Raw genomic sequence first — 18,739 nt, forward strand, 5'->3', positions numbered from 1 at the left:
CTATTAAATGCGCTCAAACAGCGAGCCGCCGCGCGCGAGCGATAGCGCCCTTAAGGAGACTAAAATGGCGACTGTGAAAGTCACCGACGACAGCTTCGACGCCGACGTCCTGAAATCCTCGACCCCGGTCCTGGTGGACTTCTGGGCCGAGTGGTGCGGCCCCTGCAAGCAGATCGGCCCGGCGCTGGAGCAGATTTCGGACGAGCTGGCCGGCAAGGTGACCATCGCCAAGGTCAACATCGACGACAGCCCCATGGTCCCGTCCAAGATGGGCGTGAAGGGCATCCCGACCCTGATGCTGTTCAAGGACGGCCAGATGACCTCGATGAAGGTCGGCGCCATGCCCAAGGGCAAGATCGTCGAATGGCTGGCCGAAGCCGGCGTGAAGGCGGACTGACACACGCACGACTTTTCCCTCCCCGTCCCGGGGAGGGGGTTGAGGCCGTCAGGCCGAAACCGGGTGGGGCGGCGCCGCTGATGGGGCGCCGCCTTTTGCTTGTCTGTTGTTCTGAGGCGCTCAGGATCGCCTGGCCCTCCCCACCCGGTCGCTTCGCGACCACCCTCCCCGGTACGGGGAGGGAGAGGCGCGGCGCCTCGGATCAGACCGGCCAGGTCTCGCGGCTGGCGCCCAGCACCTCGCCCGCCAGATACAGCGAGCCGCAGATAACCACCCGTCCGGCGCCCAGGGCCAGGGCGCGGTCGAGCGCGGCGTCCACCGATCCCGCCGCCATGGCGCCGAAGCCGCGTCCCTGGGCGACGGCGGCCAGGGCCTCCGGCTCGGCGGCCGCTCCCTCGAAGCCGACAGTGAAGACCTGGGCGTCGATCCCCTTCAGCGCCTCGAAGAAGCCGCCGGCGTCCTTGTTGGCCAGGATGCCGACGATCAGGGCGGTGGGTCGCGGGGCGCGGGCCTGACGGTCGGACAGGGCGCGGGCCAGGGCGCGGGCGGCGTGCGGGTTGTGCCCCCGTCCAGCCACAGCTCGGCGTCGACCTTCTGGGCCTTGTCGGCATAAGGCCCGGCGGTCAGCCGCTGCATCCGCGCCGGCCAGCGCACGGACTTCAGCCCCTCGGCGATGGCGGCTTCGGGCAGGTCCAGTTCCAGCGCGGCGGCGACCGCCACGCCCGCATTGTCGAACTGATGCGCGCCGGCCAGGGCGGGCGCGGGCAGGTCCAGGAACCGCTCCGGATCCTGATAGGCCAGGCCGTCGCGCTCGGCCCAGGCGTCGAAGTCCACGCCCATGACGGTCAGGGGCGAGCCCACCTCCGCCGCACGCCGCGCGATCACCGCCATGGCCGCCTCGGACTGGCGCGCCACGACGCCGCGCGCCCCCGCTTTCAATATGCCCGCCTTCTCGCCCGCCACGCCCTCGATGCTCGTGCCCAGGAACTCGGCGTGGTCCAGGTCGACCGGGGTGATGACGCTGAGCAGCGGCCGGGCGATGACGTTGGTGGCGTCCAGCAATCCGCCCAGACCGACCTCGATGACGGCCAGGTCGGCGGGGGTTTCGCTCATGGCCAAGAAGCCCGCCGCCGTGGTGCTCTCGAACACCGTGGCCTGACCGCCGGTCTGGGCCATCGCCGCCTCGACCCGGTCGAGGATGGCGTTCAGCGCCTCGTCCTCGATCAGCTTGCCGGCCAGGCGGATGCGCTCGTTGAACCGCACCAGATGCGGCGAGGTATAGGTATGGACGCGCAGGCCCGCCGCTTCCGCGATCGCGCGGATCAGGGCGACGGTCGAGCCCTTGCCGTTGGTGCCCGCGACATGGACCACCGGCGGCAACCTGTCCTGCGGATCGCCGAGCGCGGCGCACAGGGCCCGCATCCGGTCCAGCGACAGGTCGATGCGCTGGGGATGCCGGGCGCGCAGGCGTTCCGAGATCGGGTCCATCAGGGCCGGCTTTACGCCGCCTTCTGCGTCTGGGCGGTTCCGCTCATCAGCATGGACAGGATCAGGCCGAGCGTCGTCGGCAGGTCGGCGCGCGACACCACCTTGTCCACCATGCCCTTGTCCTTGAGGTATTCGGCGCGCTGGAAGCCCGGGGGCAGCTTCTCGCGGATGGTGGTCTCGATCACCCGCGGACCGGCGAACCCGATCAGGGCGCCCGGCTCGGCCAGGTGGACGTCGCCCAGCATGGCGTAGGAGGCCGTGACCCCGCCCGTGGTCGGGTCGGTCAGCACCACGACGTAGGGCAGCTTGGCCGCCTTCACTTCCTGGACGGCCAGGGTGGTGCGCGCCATCTGCATCAGCGACAGGGCGCCTTCCTGCATCCGCGCCCCGCCGGCGGCGGTGTAGCAGACGAAGGGAACATTGCGCTTCACCGCCTCGCGCGCGGCGGCGATGAAGGCCTCGCCCGCCGCCATGCCCAGCGAACCGCCCATGAAGGTGAAGTCCTGGACGATGACCACGGCGGGCGCGCCGCCGATGCGGCCATAGCCGATGGCCATGGTGTCCTTGCGGCCGGCCGCCTTGCGCGCCGCCGACAGGCGGTCGCGATAGGGCTTGCCGTCCGAGAACTTCAGCGGGTCTTCCGGCACGTCGGGCGTGTCGATGCTCTCATACAGGCCGTCGTCGAAGGTGGCCTTCAGGCGCGTGGGCGCATTGATCCGCATATGACGGCCCGACGGCGTGACCCACAGGGCCGCCTCCAGGTCCGAGCGGAACAGCATCTCGCCCGTGTCGGGATCCTTGACCCACAGATTGTCCGGGGTGTCGCGCGGGCTGACGATCTTGCGCACGCCGGGCGCGAAACGCGACAGCCAGCCGCCGCGAGCCTTGTTCTCAGGATGTTTATCGACCATGGGCGGGCCTTTAGACGGTTTCCGCGAGGAAATCACTATTCTGGGGCGCACTCGTTCGGGCGGCTTTCACCGCATCGGACAGCGTCTTCACCTTGGCCAGAACGCGGGGGACAGCCGCTTCGTTCGCCTCTAGGGCGGCGGCGACTTCGTTCACGAAGACCGAACCGGCGACGACGGCGTCGGCGACGCGGGCGATCTCGGCGGCGCGTTCGGGCGTGCGGACGCCGAAGCCGACGGCGACGGGCAGGCCGGCGGCGCGTCGCACGCGCTCGACGGCGGGCGCCACCTCGGCGGCGACGGCCTCCTTCACCCCGGTCACACCGGCGACCGAGACGTAATAGACGAAGCCCGACGTGCCCTCGGCGATGACCTTGAGGCGGTCGTCGTCAGAGGTCGGCGTGGCCAGCCGGATCAGCGAAACTTCGGCCGCGTCCAGGGCGGCGGACAGCGGCCCGGCCTCTTCCGGCGGGCAGTCGACGACGATGATGCCGTCCACGCCGGCCTCGGCCGCGTCGCAGGCGAAGGCCTCATAGCCGTAGGATTCCACCGGGTTCAGATAGCCCATCAGGATCAGCGGCGTGTCCCGATCGCTCTTGCGGAAGTCGGCCACCAGGTCGAGCGTGCCGCGCAGGGTCACCCCGCCTTCAACCCGCGCAGGGCGGCGCGCTGGATCGGCGGCCCCTCGGCCATCGGATCCGAGAAGGCCAGGCCCAGTTCGATCAGGTCGGCCCCGGCGGCGGGCAGGCCCTTGAGGATTTCCAGCGCCTCGTCCCGGCTGGGGTCGCCGGTCATGACATAGGGGACGAAACCGGCGCGGTTCTCGGCCTTCAGCTTGGCGAAGCGGGCGTCGATGCGTGCGGTCGTCATTGCGGCAGGGTTCCGGCGACCGGCGAAGCCGGGCCTGAGGTGCAGACATCGCCGGGAATGACCGCGAAGCCCAGATAGCCCGGCGCCGTCGCCTCGGCCGGTTTGCTCTCGTCATAGAAGGCGACCATCTGCAGGCCGTCGCAGCCGCCGCCCTCGCGGCGCCGCACGAAGATGACGCGGTTGTCGTCCCCGTCCGCCGCCAGCCAGTTCAGCGTGCCCAGATGTTCCGTATAGGCGTCGGCCAGGGCGCCGATCTGGTCCAGTTGCGCCGTCACGCAGAAGGCGGGGCTGCGCAGCAGGCCGCCGCAGTCGGCCGCCTCGGTCGCCGGAGGCAGGACCGGCATTCCGGTCGCCGCCGGGCCGGGCGGGACGGTCGGCGCCGTCTGCACCGGCGCCTGTTGGGCGGGCGCAGCGGTGTTCTGCGCCAGGGTCAGGCTGGGCGAAGCGGCCGCCAGAAGGGCGGCGATCAGCAGGGTCTTCATCATTACAACTCCACGCCCAGGTGTTGAGCCACGGTGTTAATGTCCTTGTCGCCCCGGCCGGACAGGACGATGACCAAATCGCCCCCTTGCCGAGGTTCCGGGCCACCTCGCCGGCGCGCGCCAGGGCGTGCGACGACTCCAGCGCCGGGATGATGCCTTCCAGTTTGCACAGGGTCTGGAACGCTTCCAGCGCCTCGTCGTCGGTGGCCGACAGATATTCGCCGCGACCCAGGTCGTGCAGCCAGGCGTGCTCCGGCCCGATGCCCGGATAGTCGAGACCGGCCGAGATGGAGTGGCCCTCCAGAATCTGGCCGTCGGCGTCCTGCAGCAGATAGGTGCGGTTGCCGTGCAGCACGCCCGAGCGCCCGCCCTTCAGGCTGGCGGCGTGGTCGGGGGTGTCCAGGCCGTGGCCCGCCGCCTCGACCCCGATCAGGCGCACGCCCTCGTCTTCGATGAAGGGGTGCATGGCGCCGATGGCGTTCGATCCGCCGCCGATGCAGGCCATGACGGCGTCGGGAAGGCGGCCGATCTGGCGCTGGGCCTGGGCCTTGATCTCCTTGCCGATCACCGACTGGAAGTCGCGCACCATGGCCGGATAGGGGCCGGGCCCGCCGCCGTGCCGATGATGTAATAGGTGTCGGCGACGTTGGTGACCCAGTCGCGCATCGCCTCGTTCATGGCGTCCTTCAGCGTCGCCGCCCCGGCGGTCACCGCCGAGACCTCGGCGCCCAGCAGCTTCATGCGGAAGACGTTCGGCTGCTGACGGGCCACGTCGACGGCGCCCATGTAGACGGTGCAGGGCAGGCCGAAGCGGGCGCAGACGGTGGCCGAGGCGACCCCGTGCTGACCGGCGCCGGTCTCGGCGATGATGCGCGTCTTGCCCATGCGGCGGGCCAGCAGGATCTGGCCCATGCAGTTGTTGATCTTGTGCGCGCCCGTGTGATTCAGGTCCTCGCGCTTCAGCCAGATCTTGGCGCCGCCGAAATGCTCGGTCAGGCGCTCGGCGAAATAGAGCGGGCTGGCGCGGCCGACGTAGTGCTCCAGATAGCCGTCCAGCTCGGCCTGGAAGCTCGGGTCCGCCTTGGCCGCCTTATAGGCCGCCTCCAGTTCGTGGATCAGCGGCATCAGGGTCTCGGGCACGAAACGGCCGCCATAGGGGCCGAAGCGGCCGTCAGCGTCGGGCCAGGCGTAGATATTGGGGAGAAATGCGTTCACGAGCGGCAGTCTTTCGCGGGAAGGCGACGAAATCAGGACCGGGATACGGCCTTGAGGAAGGCGTGGATCAAGTCAGGGTCCTTAACACCCGGCGCGCTTTCGACGCCAGAGGAGACATCGACCATCGGCGCCCCTGAAATCCGCACCGCTTCGGTGAGATTTTCCGGCGACAGCCCGCCCGCGAGGAACCAGTTTGCCGGAAGCGCCCGATTGCGCATCAGGGTCCAGTCGAACGACGCCCCCACTCCGCCGGGCAAATCAGCGCCTTTCGGCGGCTTGGCGTCGAACAGCAGGTGATCGGCGACGTCCGCCCAATCGGCGACGGAGGCGAAGTCCGTCTCGTCCCGGATCGGCAGGGCCTTGATGATCCCCGCCCCCGTCAACCGCCTCGCCTCGGCCGCGCGCTGCGGCGTCTCATGACCGTGCAACTGGATCAGGTCAGGCCGCAGGATCAGGGCGACTTCGCTCAGCAGGGCGTCGTCGGGGTCGACCAGCACCGCCACGATCTTCGCCCGACCGCGCGCGCGGTCGAACAGGGTGGCGGCGTGCAGCGGCGGGATGTGGCGCGGGCTCTTGGGAAACACCACCGCCCCGACAAAGGCCGCCCCGCCGTCGAGCGCCGCATCCAGCGTATCCGGCGTCGTCAGGCCGCAGATCTTGGTGAGGGTCATGCGCAAATCAGGTGCGCGACTGCGGGGGCAGGTCAAGCGCCGCACTTGCCCTCCCTACCCCTCGTCATCCTCCGGCAAGCCGCGCAAGCGGCGCAGACCGGGGACCCAGCGGCGCCGAAGGCGATCCTTGCGGCAAGCGCGGCGCGTGGGTCTTTCGCCCTGACGGGCGCCGCTGGGTCCCCCGATCTCGCTACGCTCGTCGGAGGATGACGAAAGAGTGGTTCAGGCGAAGATCGACGCGATCTCATCCTCGCTCAGCAGCCGCCACTCCCCGGCGCCAGATCATCGCCCAGCGTCAGCCCGCCCAACCGCTCGCGATGCAGGGCCTCCACATGATTGCCCGCCGCCGCGAACATCCGGCGCACCTGGTGATAGCGCCCCTCCGTCACCGTCAGGAGCGCCTCGGTCGGCGACACCGCCTCCAGCACGGCGGGCGCCAGCGGCTTGTCCTCGCCCTCCAGCACCAGCTCGCCCGAGGCGAACAGCGCACCTTCCGTCCCGTTCAGCGGCCGCGCCAGCGTCGCGCGATAGACCTTGGCCACCTGACGCTTGGGGCTGATCACCCGGTGCAGCAGGTCACCGTCGTCGGTCAGCAGCAGCAGGCCCGAGGTCTGCTTGTCCAGCCGCCCGATGGTCGAGATCGCCGGGTCGCGCCGCCGCCAGCGGTCGGGCAAGACGTCATAGACCAGCGCCCCGTCCTCCTTGTGCGAGCAGGTCATGCCCAGCGGCTTGTTCAACAGGATCACCAGACCGGGCACGGGATCCAGCGGCTCGCCGTCGATCTCCATGCGGCTCGGCAGGTCGGGCGTCACGGGGATGCGCTTGGACACATCGGTCAGGTCGGCGCCGTCCAGCACGATCCCGCCCGCCTTGCCCAGCCGCGCCATCTCAGCCCGCGAGCCGTAGCCCATCGAGCCCAGCAGCTTGTCCACGCGGGACGTGGGAATCTTCTTGCTCATGCCCTATCGCCCTTCGGGCTGCTTGAGGCCTTATGCCTCGCCCTACCGCCCTTCGGGCTGCTTGAGGGCGAGATCACTTCACCGCCTCGAAAATCTTGTAGCCGCCCTGATCCACGACCATCCGCACCCGCTTGAAGGCCGCGTCCAGTTCGGCCTCATAAGGCAGGTGGCGGTTGGCGACGATCCAGGCCGTCCCGCCCTTCCGCAGCATCTCGGCCGCCTTGCGGATGAAGTTCTGGCCCAGCCGCCGGTCCTCGGCGCCGCCGTCATGGAAGGGCGGATTGCTGACGATGAAATCCAGGTCGCCCGCCGCCTCCAGCGTCCGCACGTCGGCCCAGTCGAAGCTGGCGCGCGCGTCCTCGACGTTGCGCTTCGCCGCCTCGACCGCGCGCCGGTCGATGTCGACCAGCCGCAGCGTCGTCACGGCGGGCGCGCGCAGCACCACCGTCGACAGCGCCCCGAAACCGCAGCCCAGATCGGCGCCCGCGCCCTTCAGCGGCGGCAGCACCTGCGCCAGCAGCGCCGTGCCCGGATCGACCCGGTCCCAGGCGAAGACGCCCGGCTGCGACCAGGCCTCCAGCCCCGGAACCACGCGCGGCGCGCCCGCTTCGATGGCGGCGTCCAGCCCCTCGACCGCCTCGGGGCGGATGACGATGCAGCGGCGATGGTGCGCCTTGGCCGTCTCGGCGACGTCCAGCCCGAAGCCTTTCAGCTCCTTGCCCAGGCGCGAGCCGCCCTTGTCCTTGGGCGCCATGACGTCCAGCCGCCCGCCGGGCTTCAGCGCCCTCAGCGCCAGAGCCAGCGTATAGCGCCGCTCCACCGCGCCCGGCGGGGCATACAGCATGACGCCCTCGGCCGAGCCGGGCGCGACCGTCTCCAGCGCGCTCGAGCCGGGGATCAGGGGCGAGGTCTGGGTCGCCGTCGTGGGCGGATCGAACACGGCGGGCGGGCGGCCGTAGAGAAGCATGGTCATCCCCCGCCTATAATCCCTTCCCCCTCGCCCGAGAAGCCGCCCGCGCCTAAGCTGACGCTCATGCCCGAATTACCCGAAGTCGAAACCGTCCGTCGCGGCCTTCAGCCCGTGCTGGAGGGCGCCCGCCTGAGCGCGCCGCGTCAGAACCGGCCGGACCTGCGCTTTCCCTTTCCCGAACGCTTCGTCGAGCGGCTGGACGGGGCGACGGTGCTGCGGCTGGACCGGCGGGCGAAATACCTGCTGTTTCCCCTGTCGACCGGCGAGACCTGGATCACGCACTTAGGGATGACCGGGCGCTTCACTCTGGAGGGCGTCGCCCCCGGCCTGTTCGAGACGGACGCCCCCGTCGTGGGCAAGCATGAGCATATGAGCCTGACCGCCGACCGGGACGGGGTGCTGACGCGGCTGGGCTACGCCGATGCGCGGCGCTTCGGTTTCATGGGCCTGATCCCGACCGGGGCGGTCGAGGGCCACGCCTGGTTCGCCAAACTGGGGCCGGAACCGCTGGGCAACGCCTTCTCGGGCGCCCACCTGGCCGAGGCTTTTGCGGGCAAGGCGCAGAACATCAAGGTCAGCCTGCTGGACCAGAGCATCGTGGCGGGTCTGGGCAACATCTATGTGTGCGAGGCCCTTTATCGCGCGCGCATCTCGCCCCTGACGGCGGCGGGCAAGGTCAGCCGTCCGCGGCTGGAGCGGCTGGCGGTCGAGGTCCGCAACGTCCTGCATGACGCCATCGCCGCGGGCGGCTCGACCCTGAAGGATTTCGCCAACGTCGAGGGCGGCCAGGGCTATTTCCAGCATCGCTTCGACGTCTACGGCCGTGAGCATGAGCCCTGCCGCACCGAGGGCTGTCGCGGCGTCGTGAAGCGCATCGTGCAGGGCGGCCGCTCGACCTTCTTCTGCCCGGTCTGTCAGAAGAAGTGATGTCTGAAAGATTCGACACCGTGTAAGAAATAGTAGACATTCCATCCGTCCAGCGCGACACAGGTGAGGACAGCCAGGAGCGCGTCATGACCTTTCGTGAAAAACATCTGTGGGTGGCCATTCTCGCCGGGCTCGCGGTCTGGGGCGTCTATGCCTGGCGGTTCGGCGAGCGAGTGCTGGCGGGCGGTCTGCGACAGGCGGACTTCGCCGCCGACATGGGCGGGCTGTTCATCTTAGGCCTGATCACTGTGGTGGTGCTGGAGACGGCTCTGACCGCCCTGGCCATGCTGACCACCCCCAAGGCGGAGCGCCGGGCGCGCGATGAACGCGAGAGCCTGGCCGCGCTTCAGGCCAGCCACGTCTCGCTGATGCTGTTGATCGGCCTGCTGATGACAGTCGCGGCCATCGCCTACGGGGTAGGCTTCTGGGGTGCGGCCCGCCCGGACGGACTGGCGCGGCGGATGATCCCCGGCAATGGATTGGTGCTGTCGGCCAATGCTGTGCTGGGCTGCATCATGCTGTCGGAGCTGGCGCGCTGGGCCCTGACCCTGGCCCTGCTCCGTCGGGGGCGCTGATGGGCAAGCCGCCGCCCCCTATCAGGAACCGCATCCGCCAGCTGCGCTTCAACGCCAATGAGATGACCCAGGCGGACCTGGCCGCTCGTATCGGCATGACGCGCCAGACCATCGTCGCGATGGAGCAGGGCAAATACTCGCCCAGCCTGGAAACCGCCTTCCGCATCGCCCAGGCCTTCGGGGTCGAGATCGGCGAGGTGTTCCAGTGGGAGGGTTGAGGCGCTAGACCAGTCCCGAACGAGCTTGAGAGGAGCGCACATCATGGCCGACGCCTATTCCACCCTGCTGATCGAACGCCACGCGGACGGCTATGCGGTCGTCACCCTGAACCGGCCCGAGGCGCTGAACGCGCTGAACACCACCCTGACCGGCGAGCTGGGAGACTTTCTGGAGAGCGTGGCCGACGACGACAGCGTGCGCTGCGTGGTGCTGACCGGCTCGGCCAAGGCGTTCGCGGCGGGCGCCGACATCAAGGAGATGGCGGATCAGGCCTATGCCGACATGTATCGCGGCAACTTCTTCGCCCGCGCCCATGATCGGGTGGCGAGCTTCCGCAAGCCGATCATTGCGGCGGTCTCGGGCTATGCCCTGGGCGGCGGCTGCGAGCTGGCCATGCTGTGCGACTTCATCATCGCCTCGGACACGGCGAAGTTCGGCCAGCCCGAGATCAATCTGGGCGTGGCGCCCGGGATCGGCGGCTCGCAGCGCCTGACCCGCGCCGTGGGCAAGGCCAAGGCGATGGACATGTGCCTGACCGGCCGAATGATGGACGCCGCCGAGGCCGAACGCTCGGGTCTGGTGTCGCGCGTCGTGGCGTCTGACGCCCTGCTGGACGAGGCGCGCGCCGCCGCCGCCAAGATCGCCGGACAATCGATCCTGGCCGTCATGGCCAATAAGGAACTGGTCAACGCCGCCTTCGAGACGACCCTGGCGCAAGGGGTGGTGTTCGAGCGCCGGCTGTTCCACTCCCTGTTCGCCTTCGACGATCAGAAGGAAGGCATGGCCGCCTTCGTCGAGAAGCGGAAGCCCGCCTTCACCGGCCGCTGAGTCTGGCGTCGGGGCCGGCCGCATGGGGCGCAAACCCCGGCCCCGACTCAATTCCGGGCGGATCGCGTTGACCGTTCGGAGGCTTTCCGCTATAGCCGCCCGCTCTTGAGATTTTCTCGCCGTGGACGTGTGGTTTACGGCGTTTTCGTTCGAAGGTTTTTACCCGATGGCCAACAATGCAGGCGCCCGCAAGGCGATCCGCAAGATCGAAGCGCGGACCGAAGTGAACAAGGCCCGCCGCACCCGCGTTCGCACCTACCTGCGCAAGTTCCAGGAAGCCGTCACGGGCGGCGACGTGGAATCCGCCAAGGCTGCGTTCATCACCGCCCAGTCGGAACTGATGCGCGCCGTGTCCAAGGGCGTGGTTCACAAGAACACCGGCTCGCGCAAGGTCAGCCGTCTGGCCGCCCAGCTGAAGAAGCTGTCGGCCGCCTGATATCGCACCGCGCTCGGACGGGTCATCACGGCTTCGTCAAACAGCGCTTTGTGACGATCACGGAAGGCCCTTAACCGGCGTTTCGTGAAAAAATGCATGAATTTCAACGGCGAGGAAGCGCAAGCTCCCTCGCCGTCTTGCTGTCTGCTGCTAAGTCAGACCGGCCGACTCCGGCGATCGATTAAGGCGAAATCGCCATTTTCCTAAGCCCTGCCGGGGTTTGCTGGAGTCAATCAATTTAAGTGCAGATCTCGACTCGAATCAGCGTTGATCTCCGCCGTTCCGAGGGTAAGTTGAGGGGGTAACGCACTTCCATCCTGTCTGGATGAAGACGAGGAAATCAATGATTTCCCTCGACGCGAGATGTCTGTCTGTGAGTACGACCCCGCTTGCGAAGCCCGGCTTCGCGAGACGAGAGAAGTCGTCCCCGGACCTCGTCTCGAAGGGCGTTCGTCGGTGATAACTCTTGTGGCGGGTGTTCTTCATGATCGGGGGCGTGGCGATGGCGGGTATGACGGATCCCAACCGTATCTGGACGGAGGCGGCGGACCGCCTGAAAACTGAGATCGGCGACGGACCCTTCAGCAGCTACATCGCGCCTTCGGCGGTGCGGGTGGATTCTCAGGGCAATCTGATCCTGGTGACCCCGACCGCCTATGCGCGCGACTGGGTGCGCAAGAACGCCCTGCGACGGATGAACGAGCTGTGGCTGGGCCTGGACGGCCTGTCGCGTCGCCTTGAGGTCCGCTGCCGCGCCGAGATGGGCTCCGTGCCCCCGCTTCCGCCTCGCGTGAAGCCCCGCGCCTGGCCTCGATCAGCGCCGCGCCGGCGGCCGCGCCTGCCGCCCCCGCCTTCGCCCCGGCCACCGACGGCGCCCGCGCCGTGCGCGCCGCGGGCCTGCAGGAGCGCCTGACCTTCGACAGCTTCGTCGAGGGCCACGGCAACGCCTTCGCCCTGGCCATCGCCAAGCAGGTGGCGTCCTGGGCCGACGGCCACTTCAACCCCGTCTTCTTCTGCGGCCCCTACGGCTACGGCAAGACCCACCTGCTGAACGCCATCGCCTGGGAGGCGCAACGCCTGCGCCCGGACGCCAAGGTGGTCTATCTGACCGCCGAACGCTTCCTGTCGACCTTCGTGCGCGCCATGCAGGACCGCTCGACCGCGGCCTTCAAGGAAAGCTTGCGCTCGGCCGACATGCTGCTGCTGGACGACGTCCAGTTCGTCGGCGGCAAGACGAGCACCCAGGAAGAGCTGCTGAACACGCTGACGGCCCTGATCGAGGACGGCAAACGCATCGTCCTGTCGGCCGACCGCGCGCCGGTGGCCCTGACCGACGTCGAGCCGCGCCTGCGCAGCCACCTGGCCGCCGGCCTGACCTGCCCGGTCGAGGCTGCTGACCGCGACCTGAAGGTCGCCGTCGCTCAATCGCGTCTGAGCGCTTTGGCCAAGCTGGGCGTCGTCACCGGCGAGGCTCGTTCCGAGGTGCTGGAGCATCTGGTCGACCGCACCCCCGGCTCGATGCGCGAGCTGGAAGGCGCCGTGAACACCCTGGCCGCCGTCGCCGGAAGCCGCCTGTCGGCCCTGACCGTCGACGAAGTCCAGACCCTGCTGGGCGCCGCCCTGCGCACGGGGCCTGAGCGCCGCATCACCGTGGACGAGATCCAGAAGACGGTGGCCGAGCACTTCAACCTGAAACAGGCCGACCTGCTGAGCGAGCGCCGCACCCGCGCCATCGCCCGCCCGCGCCAGGTCGCCATGTATCTGTGCAAGCAGCACACCACGCGCTCCTACCCCGACATCGGCCGCCGCTTCGGCGGGCGCGACCACACCACCGTCCTGCACGGCGTCCGCAAGATCGAAGAGCTGATGCCCAAGGACGACCAGATCGCCCGCGACGTCGAGGCCCTGACGCGCAAACTGCGCGGGTAAGCCGGGCAGCATCACCGCCGCCTTCTTTCGTCATCCTCCGACTTGACCGGAGGACCCAGCGGCGGCGAAAGCGATCTTCACCGCAAGCGTCGCGCGCGCGTCTTCGCGCTGACGCGCGCCGCTGGGTTCCCCGGTCTGCGCCGCTCCGCGGCTTGCCGGAGAATGACGGAAAGAGGATCCGGCCTGTGGAAATCGGGGGCAAGCGCCTCTGCCCGTTGCCCCTTTCGCTCAATGCGCTAGTGTTCCTGCCCATATTTACGGCGACGCTGCTTCGACAGGGTCGCGACCGGGCGAGACCATATGCAGCTGACCATCGAACGTTCCGCGCTTCTTCGGGCCCTGGGGCACGTCCAGAGCGTGGTCGAGCGTCGCAACACCATTCCGATCCTGTCCAACGTGCTGCTGAGCGCCGGGCGCGACCGCCTGTCGTTCGCCGCCACCGACCTGGACATGGAAATGGTCGACGAGGCCGAGGCCCAGGTGAACGTCGAGGGCCAGATCACGGCTCCGGCCCACACCCTGTATGAGATCGTGCGCAAGCTGCCGGACGGCGCCGAGGTGTCGCTGACCTATTCCGGCGACGATCCGCGTCTGGTCGTCTCGGCGGGGCGGTCCAAGTTTAACCTGCCGGTGCTGCCGGCGGGCGACTTCCCGGTCATGTCCGCCGAGGCGTCGGGCGCGCGCTACACCCTGCCCAAGGAAGACCTGGCGCGCCTGATCGACAAGACGCGCTTCGCCGTCTCGACCGAAGAGACGCGCTACTATCTGAACGGCCTTTATCTGCACACCGTGGCCGACGGCGGCATTCCGCTGCTGCGCGCCGTGGCCACCGACGGCCACCGCCTGGCCCTGGCCGAGACCCCGGCGCCGGAAGGCGCGGCGGGCGGCCCCGGCGTCATCGTGCCGCGCAAGACGGTGGATCAGGTCCGCCGCCTGCTGGACGACGGCGCCGGCCCGGTCGAGGTCCAGGTCTCGGCCCAGAAGATCCGCTTCGAGTTCGGCCAGGCCAGCCTGACCTCAAAGGTCATCGACGGCGCCTTCCCTGACTATCTGCGCGTCATCCCCAAGGGCAATGACAAGCAGGCCGACATCGACAACAGCCTGTTCGCCAAGGCCGTCGACCGCGTCGCCACCATCTCGGCCGAGAAGAGCCGCTCGGTGAAGCTGGCCTTCGACAACGACCGGGTGAAGCTGACCGTCCGCAACATGGAGGCCGGCCAGGCCGAGGAAGAGGTCGAGATCGGCTATTCCGACGAGCCGTTCGAGATCGGCTTCAACGCCCGCTACCTGCTGGACGTCGCCGGCCAGATCACCGGCGAGACCGCCCACTTCAAGTTCGCCGACCCGGCCAGCCCGACCCTGGTGCTCGACCCGGCCGACGTGGGCGTCCAGTACGTGCTGATGCCGCTGCGGGTGTAGGGCTTGTAGCAACAACCGCTCACCCCGGCGGACGCCGGGGCCCAGTGAGGGCCGCGCCGAGGAGGTTGGATGTATTTCTACACCTACATCCTGGCCGGCCGGCGCAACGGCGTCCTCTACACCGGCTCGACCGACGACCTGCTGAAGCGGGTCATGGAGCATCGCGAGAAGCTGCGCGGCGGTTTCACGGCGAAATACGAGGTCTCCCGCCTGGTCTGGTATGAGCACCACGGAACGCGCGACGAGGCCTTTCGTCGCGAGCGCCAAATCAAAGAATGGCGCCGCGCATGGAAGCTCGATCTGATCGAGCGGATGAACCCAGCTTGGGATGATCTGCTGCCGACATTGCTTTGAAGCGGCGGAGCGCCCCTCCCCGCTCATCCCGGCGGACGCCGGGATCCAGTCCTTTGGCTTCAAGCGTAGGGGGCGTGGTTCGCACTGGCCCCCGGCGTCCGCCGGGGTGAGCGGTTTCATATGCAGCCTCCGCCCGTCAAATCGGTGTATCTGCTGACCAACGCATGATCACCTCCCTCGCCCTCACCGACTTCCGCTCTTACGCGGGCGCGACCCTGCCGGTTTCCGGCGGGACGGTGGTGCTGCATGGGCCGAACGGAGCAGGAAAGACCAATCTGCTGGAAGCCGTCAGCCTGCTGACCCCTGGCAAGGGGCTGCGGGGGGCGACGGCGGCGGAGATGGGGCGGCGCGAGCCCGGCGAGGCGGTCGGGCGGCCCTGGGCCGTGGCGGCGACGCTTAGGGGCGCCGACGGCGACGAAGTGCGTCTGGGCACCGGCGTTCAGACCATGGGACCGTCGGCGCGGCGCATCGTGCGCATCGACGGCGAGACGGCCCCGCCGGGGCGGCTGCTGGATCATCTGCGCCCCGTCTGGGCCACGCCCGAGCAGGACCGGCTGTTCTCGGACGCGCGGGCCGAGCGGTTGCGGTTCTTCGACCGGCTGGTTTTCGCCGCCCATCCCGATCATGCCGCCGTCGTCTCCACCTATGAAAAGGCCCTGCGCGAGCGGCTGCGCCTGCTGACCGACGACACCCGCCCGCCCGATCCCCTGTGGCTGGACGCGCTGGAGGCCCGGCTGGCCGAGAGCGGCGCCCGCGCCGCCGTGGCGCGCGCCTTGGCGTTGCAAGAGCTTCAGGCCGGGATCGACGCCCGCGCCGACCGCCCCTTCCCCCAGGCCGATCTGGGGTTGGCCGGTCCGGCCGAAGAAATGGCGACGGCAGGCGCCGACGAGGCCGACATCGTCGAGGCGCTCGGCGAAGGCCTGATGCGCGCGCGACCCCGCGACGCCGCCGCCGGACGCAGCCTGTTCGGCCCGCACCGCTCGGACCTCACCGCCCTGCACCGCGAGAAGAACCGGCCCGCCGCCGAAGGCTCTTCGGGCGAGCAGAAGGCGCTGGTGCTGAACCTGATCCTGGCCCAGGTAACGCGCCTGGCCCATCCTGAATCCGGGCAACCCGCCCAACCGATCCTCCTGCTGGACGAGGCCCCCGCCCACCTCGACGAAACCCGCCGCGCCGCCCTGTTCGACGAGATCGAGGCGCTGAAGCTTCAGGCCTTCATGACCGGGACGGAGCGGCCGCTGTTCGCGGCGCTGGAAGGCCGTGCGCAGTTCGTGGCGGTGGAAGGCGGCGGGCTGTCTTCCCCTTCTCCCCTTGTGGGAGAAGGTGGCGGGCGGAGCCCGACGGATGAGGGGTGACCACGCGACCTTGCCGGTTTTCCCGAGCCTTCAGCCATCGTACTTAAACCTCACGCAGACACCCCTCATCCGAGCGCCTTCGGCGCCCACCTTCTCCCGCAAGCGGAGAAGGGAAAGAGTGGCTTTTCCCGTCCAATTTCCTATATATCGGAGACTTCGGGACGCGCTGATTTGCGCCCCTGAGACAGGCGGTCGAACCGCCGCCTCTTCCCCGTCCGCCCGCGGACCCTGAGCCGACGTTTTCATGACCGAACAGACTGCTCCCTCGCCCGAATACGGCGCCGATTCCATCAAGGTTCTCAAAGGCCTGGACGCGGTGCGCAAGCGCCCCGGCATGTATATCGGCGATACGGACGACGGCTCAGGCCTGCACCACATGGTCTATGAGGTGGTGGACAACGCCATCGACGAGGCCCTGGCCGGCCACGCCGATCTGGTCACCGTCACCCTAAACGAGGACGGTTCGGTCACCGTGACCGACAACGGGCGCGGCATTCCGGTGGCCACTCACGCCGAGGAAGGCATCTCGGCCGCCGAGGTCATCATGACCCAGCTGCACGCCGGCGGTAAGTTCGACCAGAACTCCTACAAGGTGTCAGGCGGCCTGCACGGCGTGGGCGTCTCGGTGGTCAACGCCCTGTCGGACTGGCTGGAGTTGGTCATCTATCGCGAGGGCAAGAAGCACAGCGTGCGTTTCGAGCGCGGCGACACCGTGCGGTCGCTGGCCGTCATCGGCGACGCCCCGATGCGCGAGGACAAGGGCCGTCTGCTGACCGGCACCGAGGTCACCTTCTATCCGTCGATCGACACCTTCAGCCACATCGACTTCGACCTGAAGACGCTGGAACACCGCCTGCGCGAAATGGCCTTCCTGAACTCGGGCGTGGTCATCAAGCTGAGCGACAAGCGCGGGCCGGAGCCGGTCGAGATCCTGCTGCACTATGAGGGCGGCGTCGAAGCCTTCGTGCGCCACCTGGACAAGTCCAAGACGCCGATCCTGAAGGACGTCATCGTCATCCGCGGCCAGAAGGACGGCATCGAGCTGGACCTCGCCCTGTGGTGGAACGACAGCTACCACGAGACGATGTTGTGCTTCACCAACAACATCAACCAGAGAGACGGCGGCACCCACCTGTCGGCCTTCCGCGCCAGCCTGACCCGCGTCATGGGCGCCTATATCGAAAGCTCAGGGCTCGCCAAGAAGGAGAAGGTCTCCGTCTCGGGCGAGGATGCGCGCGAGGGCCTGACCTGCGTCCTGTCGGTCAAGGTCCCGGACCCCAAGTTCAGCTCCCAGACCAAGGACAAGCTGGTCTCGTCCGAGGTGCGTCCGGCCGTCGAAAGCCTGTGCTCCGAGGGTCTGTCGACCTGGTTCGAGGAACACCCCGTCGAGGCCAAGCTGGTCGTCTCCAAGATCATCGAGGCCGCCTCGGCGCGTGAAGCCGCCCGCAAGGCGCGCGACCTGACCCGGCGCAAGTCGGCGCTGGAGATCTCATCTCTGCCCGGCAAGCTGGCCGACTGTCAGGAGCGCGATCCGGCCAAGTCCGAACTGTTCATCGTCGAGGGCGACTCGGCCGGCGGCTCGGCCAAGCAGGCGCGCAACCGCGAGAACCAGGCCGTCCTGCCCCTGCGCGGCAAGATCCTGAACGTCGAGCGCGCCCGCTTCGACCGGATGCTGTCGTCCGACACCATCGGCACCCTGATCCTGGCGCTGGGCACCGGCATCGGCCGCGACGACTTCGACGCGGACAAGCTGCGCTATCACAAGATCATCCTGATGGCCGACGCCGACGTCGACGGCGCCCACATCCGCACCCTGCTGCTGACCTTCTTCTATCGTCAGATGCCGGAGCTGATCGAACGCGGCCACGTCTACATCGCCCAGCCGCCGCTCTATAAGGTCTCCAAGGGCAAGCAGCACCGCTACATCAAGGATCAGGCGGAGATGGACGCCTATCTGATCGAGGAAGGCAGCGCCGAGGCGACGCTGGAGCTGGCCTCGGGCGAGGTGCGCGCCAGCATGGACCTGCAGGAACTGGTCCGCGAGGCCAAGGCGTTCAAGGCCCTGGTCGACCGCCTGGCCAGCCGCGCTCCGGCCTTCGCCATCGAACAGGGCGCCCTGGCGGGCCTGTTTGACGAACACGCCGGCGAGCTGGCCGACCGCGCCGCGCGCGCAGCCGAGCGGCTGAACCTCTACGCCGAGGAAGGCGACGGTCCGTGGACCGGCGAACTGGCCGCCCAGGGCGGCGTGGCCTTCACCCGCGTGCGCCGCGCCGTCAGCGAGACCATCGTGCTGGACGAGGTGCTGGGCCGTTCGCTGGACGCCCGCCGTCTGGCCGAGCGCGCCGCCGCCTTCGACGGTCTGTTCGCCACCCCGGCGGTCTATCGCCGCAAGGACAAGACCACGACCATCCGCGGCCCGCTGGACCTGCTGGCGGCCGTGCTGGACGCGGGCAAGAAGGGCATCGCCATCCAGCGCTACAAGGGTCTGGGCGAGATGAACCCGGAACAGCTGTGGGAGACGACGCTGGACGCCAACGCCCGCACCCTGCTGCAGGTCAAGGTCGAGCACGGCGACGACGCAGACGACCTGTTCGCCAAGCTGATGGGCGACGTGGTGGAGCCCCGCCGCGAGTTCATCCAGGAAAACGCTCTGGACGCCGCCGTCGACGCCTGACGGTTAGAGCGGAATCGGTTGAGTTGGGCGCATGCCCGACTCAACTCAGATATTCGCGCCAGA

At 68.7% G+C, this 18,739-nt stretch carries 16 protein-coding genes and 4 pseudogenes; 12 read left to right on the forward strand and 8 right to left on the reverse strand.

What is annotated here, in order from left to right:
• The first annotated feature begins 64 nt into the window (after window positions 1-64).
• Window positions 65-397 (forward strand): thioredoxin, encoded by a 333-nt coding sequence (gene trxA, locus V8F63_RS03660; protein ID WP_025978019.1) that lies wholly within the window; start codon window positions 65-67, stop codon window positions 395-397.
• A 202-nt stretch (window positions 398-599) separates the two neighbouring features.
• Here the strand turns inward: trxA and V8F63_RS03665 are convergent.
• The 8 genes and pseudogenes from V8F63_RS03665 to V8F63_RS03700 form a co-directional block, all read right to left on the reverse strand.
• Window positions 600-1,885: pseudogene (locus V8F63_RS03665) on the reverse strand (folylpolyglutamate synthase/dihydrofolate synthase family protein).
• A gap of 11 nt (window positions 1,886-1,896) precedes the next feature.
• The gene (locus tag V8F63_RS03670; RefSeq protein WP_025978017.1) at window positions 1,897-2,796 is read right to left on the reverse strand and encodes an acetyl-CoA carboxylase carboxyltransferase subunit beta; all 900 of its coding nucleotides are present in this window, start codon (window positions 2,794-2,796) and stop codon (window positions 1,897-1,899) included.
• A gap of 10 nt (window positions 2,797-2,806) precedes the next feature.
• Window positions 2,807-3,663 (reverse strand): annotated as a pseudogene (gene trpA / locus V8F63_RS03675) (tryptophan synthase subunit alpha).
• Window positions 3,660-4,148, reverse strand: coding sequence for a hypothetical protein (locus V8F63_RS03680; RefSeq protein WP_134581819.1), 489 nt, complete (start codon window positions 4,146-4,148; stop codon window positions 3,660-3,662). Before V8F63_RS03680 ends, trpA begins: the two are co-directional and overlap by 4 nt.
• Window positions 4,148-5,360: pseudogene (gene trpB / locus V8F63_RS03685) on the reverse strand (tryptophan synthase subunit beta). Before trpB ends, V8F63_RS03680 begins: the two are co-directional and overlap by 1 nt.
• 32 nt (window positions 5,361-5,392) lie before the next feature.
• The gene (locus V8F63_RS03690) at window positions 5,393-6,031 is read right to left on the reverse strand and encodes a phosphoribosylanthranilate isomerase (RefSeq protein WP_392354550.1); all 639 of its coding nucleotides are present in this window, start codon (window positions 6,029-6,031) and stop codon (window positions 5,393-5,395) included.
• Between the two features lie 222 nt (window positions 6,032-6,253).
• Window positions 6,254-6,990, reverse strand: a pseudogene (locus V8F63_RS03695) (pseudouridine synthase).
• A 73-nt stretch (window positions 6,991-7,063) separates the two neighbouring features.
• Window positions 7,064-7,963 carry a class I SAM-dependent methyltransferase gene (locus tag V8F63_RS03700; RefSeq protein WP_392354551.1) on the reverse strand — a complete coding sequence of 300 codons (900 nt, stop codon included), beginning with the start codon at window positions 7,961-7,963 and terminating at the stop codon, window positions 7,064-7,066.
• A 60-nt stretch (window positions 7,964-8,023) separates the two neighbouring features.
• Between V8F63_RS03700 and mutM the strand changes: the two genes are divergently transcribed.
• The 11 genes from mutM to gyrB all read left to right on the forward strand — a co-directional run bounded on the left by mutM (window position 8,024) and on the right by gyrB (window position 18,676).
• Window positions 8,024-8,887, forward strand: a complete 864-nt coding sequence (gene mutM, locus V8F63_RS03705) for a bifunctional DNA-formamidopyrimidine glycosylase/DNA-(apurinic or apyrimidinic site) lyase (protein WP_392354552.1) — start codon at window positions 8,024-8,026, stop codon at window positions 8,885-8,887.
• 86 nt (window positions 8,888-8,973) lie between these two features.
• A complete protein-coding gene (locus tag V8F63_RS03710) occupies window positions 8,974-9,462 on the forward strand; it encodes a hypothetical protein (RefSeq protein ID WP_392354553.1) in 489 nt (162 codons plus the stop codon).
• A complete protein-coding gene (locus V8F63_RS03715; protein ID WP_313634003.1) occupies window positions 9,462-9,680 on the forward strand; it encodes a helix-turn-helix transcriptional regulator in 219 nt (72 codons plus the stop codon). Before V8F63_RS03710 ends, V8F63_RS03715 begins: the two co-directional genes overlap by 1 nt.
• Before the next feature lie 43 nt (window positions 9,681-9,723).
• On the forward strand, window positions 9,724-10,509 hold the full coding sequence (locus V8F63_RS03720; RefSeq protein ID WP_138142320.1) for an enoyl-CoA hydratase: 786 nt from the start codon (window positions 9,724-9,726) through the stop codon (window positions 10,507-10,509).
• Between the two features lie 166 nt (window positions 10,510-10,675).
• Complete coding sequence (gene rpsT, locus V8F63_RS03725; RefSeq protein ID WP_025978008.1) at window positions 10,676-10,945, forward strand: 30S ribosomal protein S20; 270 nt, start codon at window positions 10,676-10,678, stop codon at window positions 10,943-10,945.
• 484 nt (window positions 10,946-11,429) lie between these two features.
• Window positions 11,430-11,858, forward strand: coding sequence for a DnaA N-terminal domain-containing protein (locus tag V8F63_RS03730; protein WP_392354554.1), 429 nt, complete (start codon window positions 11,430-11,432; stop codon window positions 11,856-11,858).
• A complete protein-coding gene (dnaA, locus tag V8F63_RS03735; protein ID WP_392354555.1) occupies window positions 11,828-12,874 on the forward strand; it encodes a chromosomal replication initiator protein DnaA in 1,047 nt (348 codons plus the stop codon). Before V8F63_RS03730 ends, dnaA begins: the two co-directional genes overlap by 31 nt.
• A 300-nt stretch (window positions 12,875-13,174) precedes the next feature.
• Window positions 13,175-14,293: a DNA polymerase III subunit beta gene (dnaN, locus tag V8F63_RS03740; protein ID WP_253122154.1), complete on the forward strand. Its 1,119-nt coding sequence runs from the start codon at window positions 13,175-13,177 to the stop codon at window positions 14,291-14,293.
• Window positions 14,294-14,362: 69 nt separating this feature from the next.
• On the forward strand, window positions 14,363-14,647 hold the full coding sequence (locus V8F63_RS03745) for a GIY-YIG nuclease family protein (protein ID WP_392354556.1): 285 nt from the start codon (window positions 14,363-14,365) through the stop codon (window positions 14,645-14,647).
• A 164-nt stretch (window positions 14,648-14,811) separates the two neighbouring features.
• Window positions 14,812-16,002 (forward strand): DNA replication/repair protein RecF, encoded by a 1,191-nt coding sequence (gene recF / locus V8F63_RS03750; RefSeq protein WP_392354557.1) that lies wholly within the window; start codon window positions 14,812-14,814, stop codon window positions 16,000-16,002.
• A 244-nt stretch (window positions 16,003-16,246) separates the two neighbouring features.
• Entirely contained in the window at window positions 16,247-18,676 is a 2,430-nt protein-coding gene (gyrB, locus tag V8F63_RS03755) for a DNA topoisomerase (ATP-hydrolyzing) subunit B (protein ID WP_025978004.1), read from the forward strand.
• Window positions 18,677-18,739 lie beyond the last annotated feature (63 nt).

It is taken from the genome of Brevundimonas sp. LF-1, from assembly GCF_037055305.1.
In the GTDB taxonomy this organism is placed as follows: domain Bacteria; phylum Pseudomonadota; class Alphaproteobacteria; order Caulobacterales; family Caulobacteraceae; genus Brevundimonas; species Brevundimonas sanguinis.